Origin of the sequence: Burkholderia sp. LMG 13014 (assembly GCF_905232215.1) — a bacterium.
Classification (GTDB): domain Bacteria; phylum Pseudomonadota; class Gammaproteobacteria; order Burkholderiales; family Burkholderiaceae; genus Burkholderia.
In genome coordinates, this window is record NZ_CAJNKE010000094.1 from 1 (window position 1) to 15,408 (window position 15,408).

16 protein-coding genes and 1 tRNA gene are annotated in these 15,408 nt (G+C 64.7%); 12 read left to right on the forward strand and 5 right to left on the reverse strand.

What is annotated here, in order from left to right; all coding sequences use genetic code 11:
* Window positions 1–437 precede the first annotated feature (437 nt).
* From pstS to phoR, 7 genes are all read left to right on the forward strand, one after another.
* Window positions 438–1,472, forward strand: coding sequence for a phosphate ABC transporter substrate-binding protein PstS (gene pstS, locus JYJ84_RS13110; RefSeq protein WP_122944994.1), 1,035 nt, complete (start codon window positions 438–440; stop codon window positions 1,470–1,472).
* A gap of 94 nt (window positions 1,473–1,566) precedes the next feature.
* Window positions 1,567–2,553, forward strand: a complete 987-nt coding sequence (gene pstC / locus JYJ84_RS13115; protein WP_031400991.1) for a phosphate ABC transporter permease PstC — start codon at window positions 1,567–1,569, stop codon at window positions 2,551–2,553.
* Entirely contained in the window at window positions 2,550–3,443 is an 894-nt protein-coding gene (pstA, locus tag JYJ84_RS13120; protein ID WP_122944996.1) for a phosphate ABC transporter permease PstA, read from the forward strand. Before pstC ends, pstA begins: the two co-directional genes overlap by 4 nt.
* A 15-nt stretch (window positions 3,444–3,458) precedes the next feature.
* Window positions 3,459–4,307: a phosphate ABC transporter ATP-binding protein PstB gene (pstB, locus tag JYJ84_RS13125; RefSeq protein WP_069247653.1), complete on the forward strand. Its 849-nt coding sequence runs from the start codon at window positions 3,459–3,461 to the stop codon at window positions 4,305–4,307.
* 18 nt (window positions 4,308–4,325) lie between these two features.
* Entirely contained in the window at window positions 4,326–5,030 is a 705-nt protein-coding gene (gene phoU, locus JYJ84_RS13130) for a phosphate signaling complex protein PhoU (RefSeq protein WP_175221326.1), read from the forward strand.
* A gap of 31 nt (window positions 5,031–5,061) precedes the next feature.
* Complete coding sequence (phoB, locus tag JYJ84_RS13135) at window positions 5,062–5,763, forward strand: phosphate regulon transcriptional regulator PhoB (protein WP_043182296.1); 702 nt, start codon at window positions 5,062–5,064, stop codon at window positions 5,761–5,763.
* A 57-nt stretch (window positions 5,764–5,820) separates the two neighbouring features.
* Window positions 5,821–7,140, forward strand: a complete 1,320-nt coding sequence (phoR, locus tag JYJ84_RS13140; RefSeq protein ID WP_175221327.1) for a phosphate regulon sensor histidine kinase PhoR — start codon at window positions 5,821–5,823, stop codon at window positions 7,138–7,140.
* A gap of 125 nt (window positions 7,141–7,265) precedes the next feature.
* Here the strand turns inward: phoR and ppk1 are convergent, their stop codons facing one another.
* A complete protein-coding gene (ppk1, locus tag JYJ84_RS13145) occupies window positions 7,266–9,329 on the reverse strand; it encodes a polyphosphate kinase 1 (protein ID WP_205189213.1) in 2,064 nt (687 codons plus the stop codon).
* A gap of 279 nt (window positions 9,330–9,608) precedes the next feature.
* Between ppk1 and ppx the strand changes: the two genes are divergently transcribed.
* A complete protein-coding gene (gene ppx, locus JYJ84_RS13150; RefSeq protein WP_043182302.1) occupies window positions 9,609–11,123 on the forward strand; it encodes an exopolyphosphatase in 1,515 nt (504 codons plus the stop codon).
* A gap of 87 nt (window positions 11,124–11,210) precedes the next feature.
* Here the strand turns inward: ppx and JYJ84_RS13155 are convergent, their stop codons facing one another.
* Window positions 11,211–11,645: a hypothetical protein gene (locus tag JYJ84_RS13155; protein WP_122946640.1), complete on the reverse strand. Its 435-nt coding sequence runs from the start codon at window positions 11,643–11,645 to the stop codon at window positions 11,211–11,213.
* 157 nt (window positions 11,646–11,802) lie between these two features.
* Between JYJ84_RS13155 and JYJ84_RS13160 the strand changes: the two genes are divergently transcribed.
* Window positions 11,803–12,258, forward strand: a complete 456-nt coding sequence (locus JYJ84_RS13160; RefSeq protein ID WP_122945000.1) for a hypothetical protein — start codon at window positions 11,803–11,805, stop codon at window positions 12,256–12,258.
* A 157-nt stretch (window positions 12,259–12,415) separates the two neighbouring features.
* On the opposite strand, the gene JYJ84_RS13165 is transcribed toward JYJ84_RS13160, so the two are convergent.
* Window positions 12,416–12,492 (reverse strand) — tRNA-Pro (locus JYJ84_RS13165).
* A 160-nt stretch (window positions 12,493–12,652) separates the two neighbouring features.
* On the opposite strand from JYJ84_RS13165, the gene sixA reads away from it, so the two are divergent.
* Window positions 12,653–13,114: a phosphohistidine phosphatase SixA gene (gene sixA / locus JYJ84_RS13170; RefSeq protein ID WP_122945001.1), complete on the forward strand. Its 462-nt coding sequence runs from the start codon at window positions 12,653–12,655 to the stop codon at window positions 13,112–13,114.
* A 170-nt stretch (window positions 13,115–13,284) separates the two neighbouring features.
* Window positions 13,285–14,091 carry a GNAT family N-acetyltransferase gene (locus JYJ84_RS13175; RefSeq protein WP_011351620.1) on the forward strand — a complete coding sequence of 269 codons (807 nt, stop codon included), beginning with the start codon at window positions 13,285–13,287 and terminating at the stop codon, window positions 14,089–14,091.
* Between the two features lie 199 nt (window positions 14,092–14,290).
* Here JYJ84_RS13175 and JYJ84_RS13180 read toward each other — a convergent pair whose 3' ends face one another.
* Entirely contained in the window at window positions 14,291–14,461 is a 171-nt protein-coding gene (locus JYJ84_RS13180) for a hypothetical protein (protein WP_164462557.1), read from the reverse strand.
* A 136-nt stretch (window positions 14,462–14,597) separates the two neighbouring features.
* Between JYJ84_RS13180 and JYJ84_RS13185 the strand changes: the two genes are divergently transcribed.
* Complete coding sequence (locus tag JYJ84_RS13185; RefSeq protein ID WP_164462558.1) at window positions 14,598–14,774, forward strand: hypothetical protein; 177 nt, start codon at window positions 14,598–14,600, stop codon at window positions 14,772–14,774.
* A 19-nt stretch (window positions 14,775–14,793) separates the two neighbouring features.
* On the opposite strand, the gene JYJ84_RS13190 is transcribed toward JYJ84_RS13185, so the two are convergent.
* Window positions 14,794–15,408: MATE family efflux transporter (locus JYJ84_RS13190; protein ID WP_275890719.1), on the reverse strand; the 615-nt coding region annotated here is incomplete at its 5' end.

A 15,408-nucleotide genomic window follows, 5' to 3' on the forward strand; every position in this document is an offset into this window, starting at 1 on the left:
CAGGCGGCCAAGTGCCCGCGCGCCGGCGCCCCGGTGAACCGGCATGCGGCGCCTTCGGGGCGCCGCGATTTCGTCAGACGCAAAGGTTTGCGCTACCTATAAGAAGCGTGCATCGATCACCGCATGCCGGGGTCGAAAAATCGTCAGACCCCTGATATCGGGTGAGCCACGGGTGGTGCTTTCCGTCCCGCCGATGCTGCGCTACCATCCGCTCGCGCCCATGTGAAACGGGTCGTCATCCCGTCCCTTCCTGGCCGGCAATTCTTGCCGCCAACGCCGCTCCGGCGCCGTCCGGGCGCCGCGCGCGCCGCACCTGCTACTCCCTTTCAACCAGTCATGTTACTGTCACGCCAGTTTCATCGATTGTCACATTACCGTCATGAGGAGCCCCTAACCTTCGCGGTGCCGTAGTCATCCGCTCACACACTGGAGGTCTCATGAAATTGATGCAAACCGCGATTGCCGGCCTGGCTGGCGCGCTTTTCGCCGTCGCCGCTCACGCTGCCGACATCACGGGCGCAGGCAGCACGTTCGCGATGCCGATCTATACGAAATGGGCTGCTGACTACCAGCAGACCGGCGGCGCGAAGGTCAACTATCAAGGTATCGGTTCGTCGGGCGGCCTGAAGCAGATCGTCGCGAAGACGGTCGATTTTGCCGGTTCGGACGCTCCGCTGAAGGATGACGAGCTCGCGAAGGAAGGCCTGTTCCAGTTCCCGACGGTGGTCGGCGGCGTGGTGCCGGTCATCAACGTGCCGGGCGTGAAGGCCGGTGAACTGACGCTGTCGGGCCCGGTGCTCGGCGACATCTACCTCGGCAAGATCAAGAAGTGGAACGACCCGGCGATCGCCGCGCTGAACCCGAAGGTCAAGCTGCCGGACACGGACATCGCCGTGGTTCGCCGCGCTGACGGTTCGGGCACGAGCTTCATCTGGACGAACTACCTGTCGAAGGTCAACGACGAGTGGAAGTCGAAGGTCGGCGAAGGCACGACGGTCAACTGGCCGACGGGCACGGGCGGCAAGGGCAACGACGGCGTCGCAGCCTTCGTGCAGCGTCTGCCGGGCGCAGTCGGCTACGTCGAATGGGCGTACGCGAAGAAGAACAACATGGTCTACACGGCCCTGAAGAATTCGACGGGCACGGTGGTCGAGCCGAAGACGGAAACGTTCAAGGCAGCCGCTGCTGGCGCGAACTGGTCGAAGTCGTTCTACCAGATCCTGACGAACCAGCCGGGCAAGGAAGCATGGCCGGTCGTCGGCGCGACGTTCGTGCTGCTGCACGCGAAGCAGGACAAGCCGGAGCAGGGCGCGGAAACGCTGAAGTTCTTCAGCTGGGCGTTCAAGAACGGCGAGAAGGCTGCTGACAGCCTCGACTACATTTCGCTGCCGCCGGCAGTCGAAGTGGAAATCCGCAAGCAGTGGAAGGCCAAGGTGACGGACGCTTCGGGCAAGTCGGTCGCCGCCGAGTAAGTATTGCAGCGGTTCGCTGCCCGGCCGTGCAGGTCGGGCAGTGTGTGCGGTAAAGCCGGGCGTTACGGCGTCCGGCAATCAAAAGCAGGCACCCATGTCTGATATTTCCTATACGTCCTCACGGTCCGCCGACGTTGCGCAGCAACGCGCGCCGAGCCGCCTCGGGGATGTCGTATTCGGCGGTCTTGCACGGCTGGCCGCCATCGTGACCCTGCTGCTGCTCGGCGGGATCATCGTTTCCCTGATCATCGCGTCGATGCCGACCATCCAGAAGTTCGGCCTCGGCTTCCTGTGGCAATCCGAGTGGGATCCCAACTCGGACATCTATGGCGCGCTCGTGCCGATCTACGGCACGATCGTGACGTCGCTCATCGCGCTCGTCATCGCCGTGCCGGTCAGCTTCGGCATCGCGCTGTTCCTCACCGAGCTGTCGCCCGTGTGGCTGCGCCGCCCGCTCGGCATCGCGATCGAGCTGCTCGCCGCGATTCCGTCGATCGTCTACGGCATGTGGGGCCTGCTCGTGTTCGCGCCGATCTTCGCGGAATATTTCCAGAAGCCGCTCGGCCGTCTGTTCAAGGACGTGTGGATTCTCGGCCCGCTGACCGCCGGCCCGCCGATCGGTATCGGCATCCTCGCCGCGGGCGTGATCCTCGCGATCATGATCATCCCGTACATCGCATCGGTGATGCGCGACGTGTTCGAAGTCACGCCCGTGCTGCTGAAGGAATCGGCATACGGCATCGGCTGCACGACCTGGGAAGTGATGTGGAAGGTCGTGCTGCCCTACACGAAGACCGGCGTGATCGGCGGCGTGATGCTCGGCCTCGGCCGCGCACTCGGCGAGACGATGGCCGTGACCTTCGTGATCGGCAACACGAACCTGCTCGACAGCGTGTCGCTGTTCGCGCCGGGTAACAGCATCACGTCGGCGCTCGCGAACGAATTCGCAGAAGCGCAGCCGGGCCTGCATACGTCCGCCCTGATGGAACTGGGCCTGATCCTGTTCGTGATCACGTTCATCGTGCTGACCATCTCCAAACTGCTGCTGCTTCGTCTCGAGAAGGGAGAGGGCAAGAAATGAGCGAGCCCATCATGAATTTCCCGGGGCCGGACGGCGCCGTGCTCGACGCGATGCGCAACCGCCTGCAGCGCAAGCGCAAGGCCGTCAACGCGATCGCGTTGACCGCGTCGCTCGGCGCGATGGCCTTCGGCCTGCTGTGGCTCGTGTGGATTCTCTACACAACGGTGCATCTCGGCATCGGTGGCCTGTCGCTGCAGCTGTTCACGGAATCGACGCCGGCCCCGAACACGGAAGGCGGCGGTCTCGCGAACGCAATCGTCGGCAGCCTGCTGCTGTGCGGCTTCGGCACGCTGGTCGGCACGCCGATCGGCATCCTCGCGGGCGTCTATCTCGCCGAATACGGCCAGAAGAACCTGCTGGCGAGCACGATCCGCTTCATCAACGACATCCTGCTGTCCGCGCCGTCGATCGTCATCGGCCTGTTCGTGTACGCGATCGTCGTCGCGAAGTCGGGGCGCTTCTCGGGCTGGGCCGGCGTGATCGCGCTCGCGCTGCTGCAGATTCCGATCGTGATCCGCACGACCGAGAACATGCTGAAGCTCGTGCCGAACGCGCTGCGCGAAGCGGCCTTCGCGCTCGGCACGCCGAAGTGGCGCATGGTGCTGAAGATCACGCTGCGCGCCTCGGTCGGCGGGATCATCACGGGCGTGCTGCTCGCCATCGCGCGGATCGCCGGCGAAACGGCGCCGCTGCTGTTCACCGCGTTGTCGAACCAGTTCTTCTCGTGGGACATGAGCCAGCCGATGGCGAACCTGCCCGTCACGATCTACAAGTTCGCGATGAGCCCGTTCGCCGAATGGCAGTCGCTCGCATGGGCGGGCGTGTTCCTGATTACGCTCGGGGTGCTGGGACTCAACGTTCTGGCGCGCTCGATCTTCTCGAAAAAGTAACGGCGGAGCAATCCGATGAATATGGCAGAAAGCCACCTGAATCCTGTCGAGCGCACCGCAGCGCCCGCCGGCACGCAAGATGCGGCGCACGGCCGTCCGCTCGAGCCGCTGAACGCGAAGATCGAGGTCAACAACCTCAACTTCTTCTACAACAAGTTCCATGCGCTGAAGAACATCAACCTGAGCATTCCCGAAGGGAAGGTGACGGCGTTCATCGGCCCGTCGGGCTGCGGCAAGTCGACGCTGCTGCGCACGTTCAACAAGATGTTCGCGCTCTATCCGGAGCAACGCGCCGAAGGCGAAATCCTGATGGACGGCGAGAACCTGCTGACGACGAAGCGCGACATCTCGCTGCTGCGCGCGCGGATCGGCATGGTGTTCCAGAAGCCGACCCCGTTCCCGATGTCGATCTACGACAACATCGCGTTCGGCGTGAAGATGTTCGAAAAGCTCACGCGCTCGGAAATGGATGACCGCGTCGAGTGGGCGCTCACGAAGGCCGCGCTGTGGAACGAAGTGAAGGACAAGCTGAACCAGAGCGGCTACGGCCTCTCGGGCGGCCAGCAGCAGCGTCTGTGTATCGCACGCGGCATTGCGATCCGTCCGGAAGTGCTGCTGCTCGACGAACCGTGCTCGGCGCTCGACCCGATCTCGACCGGCCGCATCGAGGAGCTGATCGCGGAGCTGAAGAGCGACTACACGGTCGTGATCGTCACGCACAACATGCAGCAGGCCGCACGCTGCTCGGATTTCACGGCCTACATGTACCTGGGCGAGCTGATCGAATTCGGTGAGACCGAAAAGATCTTCATCAAGCCGGTGCGCAAGGAAACGGAAGACTACATCACCGGCCGCTTCGGTTGATGACGGAGAACAACAGCCATGTCGGATAAACATCTGTCGAGCCAGTTCGACGCGGACCTGAATGCCGTGTCGTCGAAAGTGCTGGAAATGGGCGGGCTCGTCGAGTCGCAGATCGTCGGCGCGATGCAGGCGTTGAACGATTTCGATCGCGACGCGGCCGAGAAGGTGATCACGAACGAAGAAGTCCTGAACACGATGGAAGTCGACATCGACCAGGAATGCGGCAACATCATCGCGCTGAGGCAGCCTGCCGCGCGTGACCTGCGTCTTTTGATGTCGATTTCGAAAACGATTACGAACCTCGAGCGCGCAGGCGACGAGGCCGAGAAGATCGCGAAGCGCGTGCGCCGCCTGGTCGACGAGCCGGCCGCACGCACGGTCAACATCGCCGAGATCAAGGTGTCGGGCGAAATGGCCGTGACGATCCTGCGCCGCGCGCTCGACGCGTTTGCACGTCTCGATACGGTGGCCGCCGCGCAGATCGTCAAGGACGACAAGGAAATCGACCAGGAATTCCGTGCGTTCGTGCGCAAGCTCGTGTCGTACATGCAGGAAGATCCGCGCACGATCTCGGTCGGCCTGGAATACCTGTTCATCGCGAAGGCGATCGAGCGGATCGGCGACCACGCGAAGAACATTGCCGAGTTCATCATCTACATCGTGAAGGGCACGGACGTGCGGCACCAGCCGCGCGACACGCTCGATCGCGAAGCCAACAGTTAATCGACTCCGTATAGGAAGAATAGAGGTGCCGATGCCCAGCAACATACTCGTCGTTGAAGATGAGCCCGCGATTTCCGAACTGATCTCGGTGAATCTCCAGCACGCCGGTCACTGCCCGATTCGGGCGTACAACGCCGAACAGGCGCAAAACCTGATCAGCGACGTGCTGCCCGATCTCGTGCTGCTCGACTGGATGCTGCCGGGCAAATCCGGTATCGCGTTCGCGCGCGACCTGCGCAACAACGAACGGACCAAGCACATCCCGATCATCATGCTGACTGCACGCGGCGACGAGCAGGACAAGGTGCTCGGCCTCGAAATCGGCGCGGACGACTACGTGACGAAGCCGTTCTCGCCGAAGGAGCTGATGGCGCGGATCAAGGCTGTGCTGCGCCGCCGCGCGCCGCAGCTGACCGAGGACGTCGTGTCGATCAACGGGCTGCGCCTCGACCCGGCCACGCATCGCGTCGCCGCGCACGGAGAAGGCAACGAGATCAAGCTCGACCTCGGCCCGACCGAGTTCCGCCTGCTGCATTTCTTCATGACGCATCCGGAGCGCGTGCACAGCCGCACGCAACTGCTCGACCAGGTGTGGGGCGACCACGTGTTCGTCGAGGAGCGCACCGTCGACGTACACATCAAACGATTGCGCGCGGCCTTGAAACCGGCCGGCTGCGATGCGATGATCGAGACCGTGCGCGGCAGCGGCTACCGGCTCGCCAAGCACGCGTAACGTATCCCCGCATGCCGTGTGCCACGGCATGCCGTTCATTCTTTCGGGCGCTGAATCATGAACATCATCTGGGCGCGCTTTCTGGTGTCGCTCGTGCTGCTCGTGCTGATCGGCGTATTGGTCGGCGTTTTCGCCGGCCCGACCGCGGGCCTCGTGTTCGTGGTCGTGATGCTGGTCGCGCAGGGCTTTTTCAGCACCTTTCATACGCAGCGTCTGTGGCGTCTGCTCGATGCGCCGGTCTATGGCGAGGTGCCGAGCGCGCCGGGCATCTGGGGCGAGATCTACTATCGTTTGCACAAGCTCGCGAAGCAGTGGCATGCGCAGGTGCGTCAGGTCGAGCAGCAGCATTCGCGCTTCATCCAGGCGATCCAGGCGTCGCCGAACGGCGTCGCGATGCTCGACGACCACGACCAGATCGAGTGGTGCAATGCGATCGCCGAGGTTCACTTCGGCCTCGATGCAAAGCGCGACCTGCGCCAGCACATCACCAACCTGGTACGCCATCCCGAGTTCGTCCGCTACCTGAACGCGCAGCATTACGACGAGACGCTCGTGATGCGGGGCATGGGCGATTCGCGGCAGAACGTGCTGGAAGTGCAGGTGTTTCCGTATGGCGAGAACCGCAAGTTGCTGCTCACGCAGGACATCACGGAGCTCGAGCGTACCGATGCAATGCGGCGCGACTTCGTCGCGAACGTGTCGCACGAGTTGAAGACGCCGCTCACCGTGCTGTCGGGCTTCCTCGAGACGATGCGCGAGCTGCCGCTGAACGAGGAAGACCGTGCACGTTATCTCGAGATGATGGAGCAGCAGGCATCGCGGATGCGGCACATCGTCACCGACCTGCTGGTGCTCGCGAAGCTGGAGGGCGAGAGCAAGCCGCCGCTCGATCGCGCGATCGACATGCGCGCCGTGTTCGACCATCTGAAGGAAGACGCGCAGACGCTGTCGAACGGGCATCATGACATTGCGTTCTCGATCGACGAGACGCTCGGTGTCACCGGTGCGCAGACGGAGCTGTTCAGCGCGTTCGCGAATCTCGTCACCAACGCGATTCGCTATACGCCGGAAGGCGGCAAGATCGTCGTGACGTGGCGGCGCGAAGGCGCGCAGGGCGTGTTTTCCGTCACGGACAGCGGCTTCGGCATCCCGGCCGCCGACCTGCCGCGGCTCACCGAACGCTTCTACCGCGTCGACCGCAGCCGTTCGCGCGATACGGGCGGCACGGGGCTCGGGCTTGCGATCGTCAAGCACGTGCTGCAGCGGCACGACGCGCATCTGTACGTGCAGAGCGAGGAAGGGCGCGGCAGCACGTTTACCGCGCGGTTCCCGGGCTCGCGCATCATCGCGATCCGGCCGGCTGCGTACGAGGCATGAACGCATAAGGCATCCGTCGCTCGCCCGGCGAGCGGCGGCCTGTCGGCTCCGCCATAAAAAAACGCAGCCCGCGGGCTGCGTTTTTTTATGGCGATGCGGCGCGCGACTCGCGCCGCGCTGCCGGATCAGGAGCAGAACTTCCCGAGCAACCCGAGTTGCGCGTTGCGGATCGTCTTGCCGGCGCGGCGCCGGCGGTAGTGGCCGTCGCTGTGCATCAGCCACGCCGACTGGTTGTCGCCGAGACACACCGACAGGCCTTCTGCGATCACGCGCCGCTTGAGCTTGCGATCGCGAACCGGGAACGCGACTTCGACGCGGCGGAACAGGTTGCGGTCCATCCAGTCGGCGCTCGACAGATAGACGTCCTCGGCGCCGTTCGCGTGGAAATAGTAGATCCGGTGATGCTCGAGGAAGCGGCCGACGATCGAGCGCACGGTGATGTTGTCCGACAGCCCCGGCACGCCGGGCTTCAGCGCGCAGACACCGCGTACGATCAGGTCGACCTTGACGCCGGCCTGCGATGCTTCGTACAGCGCGGCGATCACCGTCGGCTCCAGCAGCGCATTCATCTTCGCGACGACGCGCGCGCGCTTGCCGGCGCGTGCATTGTCGATCTCCGCGCGGATCGCGTCGATGATGCGCGGATGCAGCGTGAACGGCGACTGCCACAGTTCGTGCAGCGTGAGTTCGCCGCCGATGCCGGTCAGTTGCTGGAACACGTGATGGACGTCCTCGCAGATCTTCTGGTCGGCCGTCATCAGCCCGAAGTCGGTGTAGAGGCGTGCCGTGCGCGGGTGGTAGTTGCCAGTGCCGAGGTGCACGTAGCGGCGCAGCGACGCCTTGCCGGCCTGCACGACGCGCCGCACGATCAGCATCATCTTCGCGTGGCACTTGTGGCCGACCACGCCGTATACGACATGCGCGCCGACGGCTTCGAGCTGCGACGCCCAGTTGATGTTGGTTTCCTCGTCGAAGCGCGCGAGCAACTCGACGACGACGGTCACTTCCTTGCCATTGCGCGCGGCTTCCATCAGCGCGTCCATCAGCGGCGAATCGGTGCCGGTGCGGTAGATCGTCTGCTTGATCGCGACGACGCTCGGATCCTTCGCAGCCTGCTGCAGCAGTTCGAGCACCGGCTGGAAGCTCTCGTACGGGTGGTGCAGCAGGATGTCGCCGTTGTCGATCGCGTCGAACATCGTCGGCGTGTTCGTGATCGCGGCCGGGGTCGACGCGGTGAACGGCGTGAACTTCAGGTCGGGGCGGTCGACGAGATCGGGAATCTGCATCAGTCGCACGAGGTTCACCGATCCGGCCACGCGATAGCAGTCCTTCTCGCCGAGTTCGCTTTCCACGAGCAGGCGTCGCACGATGTGCGGCGGCGTGTCGGCCGACACCTCGAGGCGCACCGCGTTGCCGAGGTGGCGCGCGGGCAGTTCGCCCTGCAGCGCGACGCGCAGGTTCGTGATTTCGTCTTCGTCGACGAACAGCTCGCTGTTGCGCGTGATACGGAACTGGTTGCAGCTCTTCACGACGAGTTGCGGGAAGAGTTCGCCGACGAAGCGCTGCATGAACGAGCTGAGCAGCACGAAGCCGTGCTCGAAGCCCGACAGCGCGTGCGGCATGCGCACGACGCGCGGCAGCGCGCGCGGCGCCTGCACGATGCCCATCACGGCCTGGCGACCGAATGCGTCGCGGCCTTCGAGCTCGACGACGAAGTTCAGGCTCTTGTTCAGCACGCGCGGGAACGGGTGGGCGGGATCGAGGCCGATCGGCGTCCGCACCGGCAGCAGCTCGTCGAGGAAGTAGCGCCGCGCCCATTCGAGCTGCTCCTCGTTCCACGTGTCGCTCGCATGGAAGTAGATGCCTTCCTGTTCGAGCGCGGGCAGCACGGTTTCGTGCAGCATCGTGTACTGTCGATGGACGAGCCGCTGCGCGCGTTCGACGACGAGATCGTAAGCATGTTGTAACGACATGCCGTCGGGCGTCAGCGCGCCGGGGTTGTCGCGGATCTGCTCCTGCAGGCCGGCCATCCGGACTTCGAAGAATTCGTCCAGGTTGCTGCTGGTGATGCAGATGAAGCGGAGGCGCTCGAGCAACGGGACTTGAGGATCGGCTGCCTGGGCCAGCACGCGCTCGTTGAAGCCGAGGATGCCGAGTTCACGATTGAGAAGCGGGTAACGGACGGACATCGGCAGAGTAGGGGGTGATTCGGGCGATGATTCGAAAGGACGCTCGGAAACTCTCACGGTACGATGACGTGCTGATGACAAGGGTGTATTTATATCGGGAAATTCTACGCTGTAACCGTTTCGTCTCATAAATGTTTCGACGATATGCAAACGAGCAGTGTGCATGCCCGTGAAGCGTGGCAATGGCAAGCGTTCCACGCTTAAAATGTCGCCTTTGATTGATCGCCCATGGCTGTCGCACCGGCCGCCGCGGGCGAACGCGCACGGAGCCCCCTTCTGATGGTTACAACCCCCCACTTGCTGGCTGCCGTGGATCTCGGCTCGAACAGCTTCCGGCTGATCGTCGGTCGCGTCGAGGAAACGTCGGCGGGCAGCCAGATCTATCCCGTCGACGCGCTGCGCGAGCCCGTCCGGCTGGCCGCCGGCCTGTCGAGCGACAAGATGCTCGATCGGGCGTCGCAGGAGCGTGGCTGGGAGGCGCTCAAGCGGTTCGGCGAGCGCCTGCGCGATTTCCATCCCGACCATGTGCGCGCGGTGGCAACCAACACGCTGCGTGTCGCGAAGAACGCGGGCGAATTTCTCGGTGAGGCCGAAGCGGCACTCGGTTTCCCGATCGAAGTGATTGCGGGCCGCGAAGAAGCGCGCCTGATCTATGCGGGCGCCGCGCACTCGGTGCCGGCGAGCGCCGGCAAGCGGCTCGTCGTCGACATCGGCGGCGGCTCGACCGAATTCATCATCGGCTCGCACTACACGCCGATCGTGATGGAGAGTCTCTATATCGGCTGCGTGAGCCACAGCCGTACCTTCTTCCCGGCCGGCAACGTCGACGAATACACGATGCGGCAGGCCGAACTCGCGGCCAAGCGCGAGATCCAGATCATCTCAAGCGAGTACAAGAAGGCCGGGTGGGATCAGGCGATCGGCTCGTCCGGCACCGCGCGCGCGCTCGCGGAGCTTGTCGAGGCGAACGGCTTCAACGATCCGGGCATCACGCACGGCATTTCGCGCGGCGGCCTCGAGCGCCTGAAGCGTGCGCTGATCAAGTCGGAGAACGTCAACCGGCTGAAGCTGATCGCGCTGAAGCCCGACCGCGTGCCGGTGCTCGCGGGCGGCCTCGCGATCATGCTTGCGGTGTTCGAGGAGCTGGGTGTCGACTACGTCGATACGACCGACGGCGCGCTGCGCCTCGGTGTGCTGTACGACCTGCTCGGCCGGACGCAGCACGAGGACATGCGTGCGGTGACCGTCGAGGGCTTTACGCGCCGCTACGGTGTCGATCGCGCGCAGGCCGAGCGGATCGGCGCGCTGGCGGTGCGTTTCTACGATGAACTCGAGGAAGCCGACGACGAAGCACGCGAGGAAGGGCGGATGTTCCTCGGCTGGTCGGCCGCGTTGCACGAGATCGGCCTGTCGATCTCGCACAGCGCGTATCACAAGCATTCGTCCTATATCGCGAGCAACGCGGACATGCCGGGTTTTTCGCGTACCGACCAGGCGCGCCTCGCCGCGCTCGTGCTCGGTCACGCAGGCAAGCTCGGCAAGCTGTCGCAGGCGCGCGAGGTCGAGTGGCCGCTGCTGTTCTGCCTGCGGCTCGCGGCATTGCTGTGCCGGCGTCGGACCGATGCGGGGCTGCCGGACATTTCCGTTTCGCAGATGAAGAAGGGCGGCTATGAAGTGCGCCTGCCGAGCGCGTGGGTCGAGCAGAACCCGCTGACCGACTACAGCCTCAGCCAGGAGGCGGCCGAGTGGGAGAAGGTCGGTATCCCGTATCGCGTGGTGTACACCGGCGCGTAAAAGGTTGCTGGCGGGGCCGGGAGCGGCCGGGCAGCAGGATGGGCTTGCTGCCCCTCGGGATGGCCGTTCGGGCGTCCTGACGGCCGCTTAGTCCGACGAGCAGACGATCGCGGTCAGGAACGGAAACGCCTGCCTGACGGTCGCGTCGCTGCCTGCCTTGCGCACGGCTTCTTCCACCGCGCTCTTCGTGCCGCGCACCACGACGCCGTAGGCCCAGTCGCCGATCGGCGTGCCGTCGCCCGTGCGGAAGATCGGGTCGTTCGCCTGGTATCCGAGTACGACATACACGCCGAAGCCGTACGCCGTCAGCGAGTGGCTCGTGCGGAATGCGTTGACCGAGTTCGATTCGACGTGCATCGGCTCCGACTGGATGTCGCCGGCGGCGAGCAGCGGCGCGACGAACTTGTGGCCGGTCGAATGGCAGTCGAGCGCGTCGTCGAGCGCCTTGGCCGACGCGGAGCCGGAGGTTGCCAGTGCGAGCAGCGATGCGCAGAGGGCGATCTTGAGAATGTTGTTTTTCATGCGCGGATGCAGGTTGTCCACGCGCATTATCGCGTGTTCCGGCCCGTGTCGTGTGCGGGCTGCGGGCGGCTCGTTGGCCCGTATCGCGTCGGCAACCCGACGGTCTGGCCAGACGAACTTCGATTATTTCCAGCTGGTCTTTCCACGAACCTTTTCGATGATGAAGCTATCCGCACATGCCGCATGCGCGTTGATCCTGGCCGTGACCTCGGTTACCGCGGCGCATGCCCGCGATCTCGACAAGAGCGACCCTGACCGCGCGCAGATACTGGCAGCCGTCCATCGGCTGAACGACAGCAATTCGAACCTGAAGGACTATCGCTATGTCGTGGTCGATCTGGTGAAGGACCGTGACGCCGCGTTCTTGTGCGTTGCATTGGCGGATCAGGACGGCGGCTTGATATTGACGGACGACCAGGCCGGGATCATGACGTTCGCGCTGGAAAAGCGTGATCCGCGATGGGTGGCGATCAATCTCGGGGGTGTCGGATTTGCTGCCGGCGCCAGGCCCGTGCAATCGGATTGCGTGGTGAACGGCCGTACCGTGAATACGCGGGCTGATATCAATGCCGCATTGAAAGCGAAAGGCCGTCAGCCGTTTGCTTCGCGCTGACCGTCGAAAAGTGTCCGCCGGAGGCGGGCGTTGTAGCGTCGATGCCTCAATGGACCCCTACAATGGATTGAGGCGCGGCGAGAATCCCGATCGACGTTTCAAGGGCCCGGAAATGGAAAAGGGGCTACGGTGTTTAACCGTAACCCCTTGATTCCTTTGGTCGGAGCGATAGGATTCGAACCTACGACCCTCTGATCCCAAATCAGATGCGCTACCAGGCTGCGCTACGCTCCGACAAGCCAAAGAGTATAGCGTTGAATGAATGATCAGGTCAATTGCGATATGCGGGTAAATGCCGCGGCGGCGAACCGGTCGAATTTGCGACAATTCGCACGGTAATCGGCCGGCCCGGACGCATGGGCGCGGAGCCGCTCGCCGAAGCAAGGAGAACATCATGATGAACCTGATCCTGTGGCGCCACGCCGAAGCCGAAGACTACGCGACGAGCGACCTCGCGCGCCAGTTGACCGTTCGGGGCCGCAAGGACGCGCAAGCGATGGCCAAATGGCTGCGTGGCCGGCTCGAGACGAATGCCGTGATCCTCGCGAGCCCGGCGGCCCGCACCGTGCAGACCGTCGAGGCGCTGACCGACCAGTACCGGACGGTCGACGCGCTCGCGCCGGGCGGCAGTGTCGACGACGTGCTGGCGGCGGCCGGCTGGCCGGAAGGCATCGCGCCGACGGTCGTGATCGTCGGGCATCAGCCGACGCTCGGCAGCGTCGCCGCACAGCTGATCGCCGGTGACGATGACAGCTGGAGCGTCAAGAAGGGCGGAATCGTGTGGCTCGCGAGCCGCACGCGTGACGGCAGCCGGCAGGCCGTGCTGCGGGCGGTATTGACGCCCGACCTGGTGTGAGGCCCGCCTGAAGCGCCTTGTAGGGATTCATCATACGGTTTCGCAAGCTTTCTGCTAAAGTCAATTCGGCGACACGTCATTGAAAGGACATGGTCGTGCCACATAACGGTCACGGCCGATTACTACATTGGCGGGCATGTCGTCCTATTCCTTACGACCAGGAAAGCCTAATGCGAGAACTGCCGACGCCTACGCTCCCTTTTGCCTCGCTGCCCCTCGACACGTCGCGGCGCCACCTGCCGCGCGCTGCTGAAACCGTCACATCGGAGTATCGCCTGCGCGCCGCGTGGGCGCGTACCGAAGACGAATTGCGCGAAGCCCAGCGCCTGCGTTACAGCGTGTTCGCCGAAGAGATGGGCGCGCAGGTCAGCGGCCCCTCCGGTCTCGATGTCGATCCGTTCGATGCGTACTGCGACCATCTGCTGGTTCGCGATCTCGACACGTTGAAAGTCGTCGGTACGTACCGCGTGCTGCCGCCGCACCAGGCGGCGCGGGTCGGCCGCCTGTACGCCGAAGGCGAATTCGACCTGTCGCGCCTCACGCACCTGCGCGGCAAGATGGTCGAGGTCGGCCGCTCGTGCGTGCACAGCGACTACCGCAGCGGCGCCGTCATCATGGCGCTGTGGGGCGGCCTTGGCGCGTACATGATGCAGAACGGCTACGAGACGATGCTCGGCTGCGCGAGCGTGTCGATGGCCGACGGCGGCCACTATGCGGCGAACCTGTACCAGTCGCTGTCGGCCGGCTCGCTGACGGCGCCCGAGTATCGCGCGTTCCCGCACACGGCCCTGCCGGTCGACGAACTGCAGACGGGCACCGTCGTGGCGCCGCCGCCGCTGATCAAGGGTTACCTGCGTCTCGGCGCGAAGATCTGCGGTGCACCGGCCTGGGATCCCGATTTCAACTGCGCGGATTTCCTGACGCTGTTCCGACTGTCCGACATCAACGCGCGCTACGCCCGCCACTTCCTGGGCTGAGCCGTCCGAACCGCATCGCGCCTCCGGGCGCGCGCAAGCGAACGCCGTCGCGTGGCCTCAGCCGCGCGGCGGCGTTGGTCCATCTGACCAACGTGCGTGAATCGAACCCTGTTAATTTCGGCGATACGCGATTGCCAGCGTGCCGCGGGACGGCACGTTCGCGAACGGCCCGGGGAGGGGCCGGACGGCAGCGGCGCGCTTAGTGCTTGCGCCGCCAGTCGAGCAGGTGGTGTTCGGCCATCCAGTGATGGATCATCCCTTCGCCGCCATGGCTGCGCTTGTATTCGCGCGACTCGAAGAACGACAGGGCGACGAGCACCATCAGACCGACGAACAGACCGATCAGGCCGGCAATTTCTTCAGACGACATGGCAGCCTCCTTTCCACGGCACAGCGCCATGCGTACATAGTAGGACATGCGCGGCACGACTCCGAAGCCCGATTTCCGCTAGACTCGGCGCGGTCCCGGCGTGCGATGGGCGCGCCGATTTCCGGAGCCATACCCGATGACCCGTTTCGTGCTGGCCGTGCTGGCCGCATCTTTCCTCGCCGCCTGTACCAGCGATCCGCACCAGGCCCGTCGCGGCCATCCGCCGGAAGATCCGGCCGACTATCACGGCGTGCCGACCGACATGACGCCGCCGTCGATGCTCGACGCGCCGCCGCCGAAACCCGTGCAGTAACGGCCGGTTCGGCCCGCTGTCAGGCGCGGGCCGCGGGCGCGTCGGTGCCGATGTGCCGCAACAGCCCCGGCAGGTAGCGCGCCAGCGTCGCGCCGCGTGCGCCCATGAACAGCAGCAGCGCGAACCAGAGGCCGTGATTGCCGAACGTGCCGACGGCAGCGAGGGTGGCCACGACAAAGATCGAGAATGACGCGACCATCGCGCGCATCAGCGACTGTGTCTGCGTGGCGCCGATGAAGACGCCGTCGAGCAGGAAGCCCCAGACCGACACGATCGGGGAAATCGCGGCCCACGGCAGGTAGCGCAGCGCCACGTCGCGGATCTCGGCCTGATCGGTCAGGCGCGCGATGATCCAGCCGCCGGCGGCCCAGTACACGAGCGCGAACAGCAGCGCGCCGAGCGCCGACCAGAACAGCGTGACGCGCACGGCCTGCCGGAACGAGCGGCGGTCGCGCGCGCCGGCCGCCGCACCGACGAGTGCCTCGGCCGCATGGGCGAAACCGTCGAGGCCGTACGCCATGAACGTCTGGAAATTCAGCAGCAGCGCGTTTGCGGCGAGCGTCGCATCGCCCTGTTTCGCACCGAGGTGCGCGAACCAGCCGAATGCGCCGAGCAGGCACAGCGTGCGCAGGAA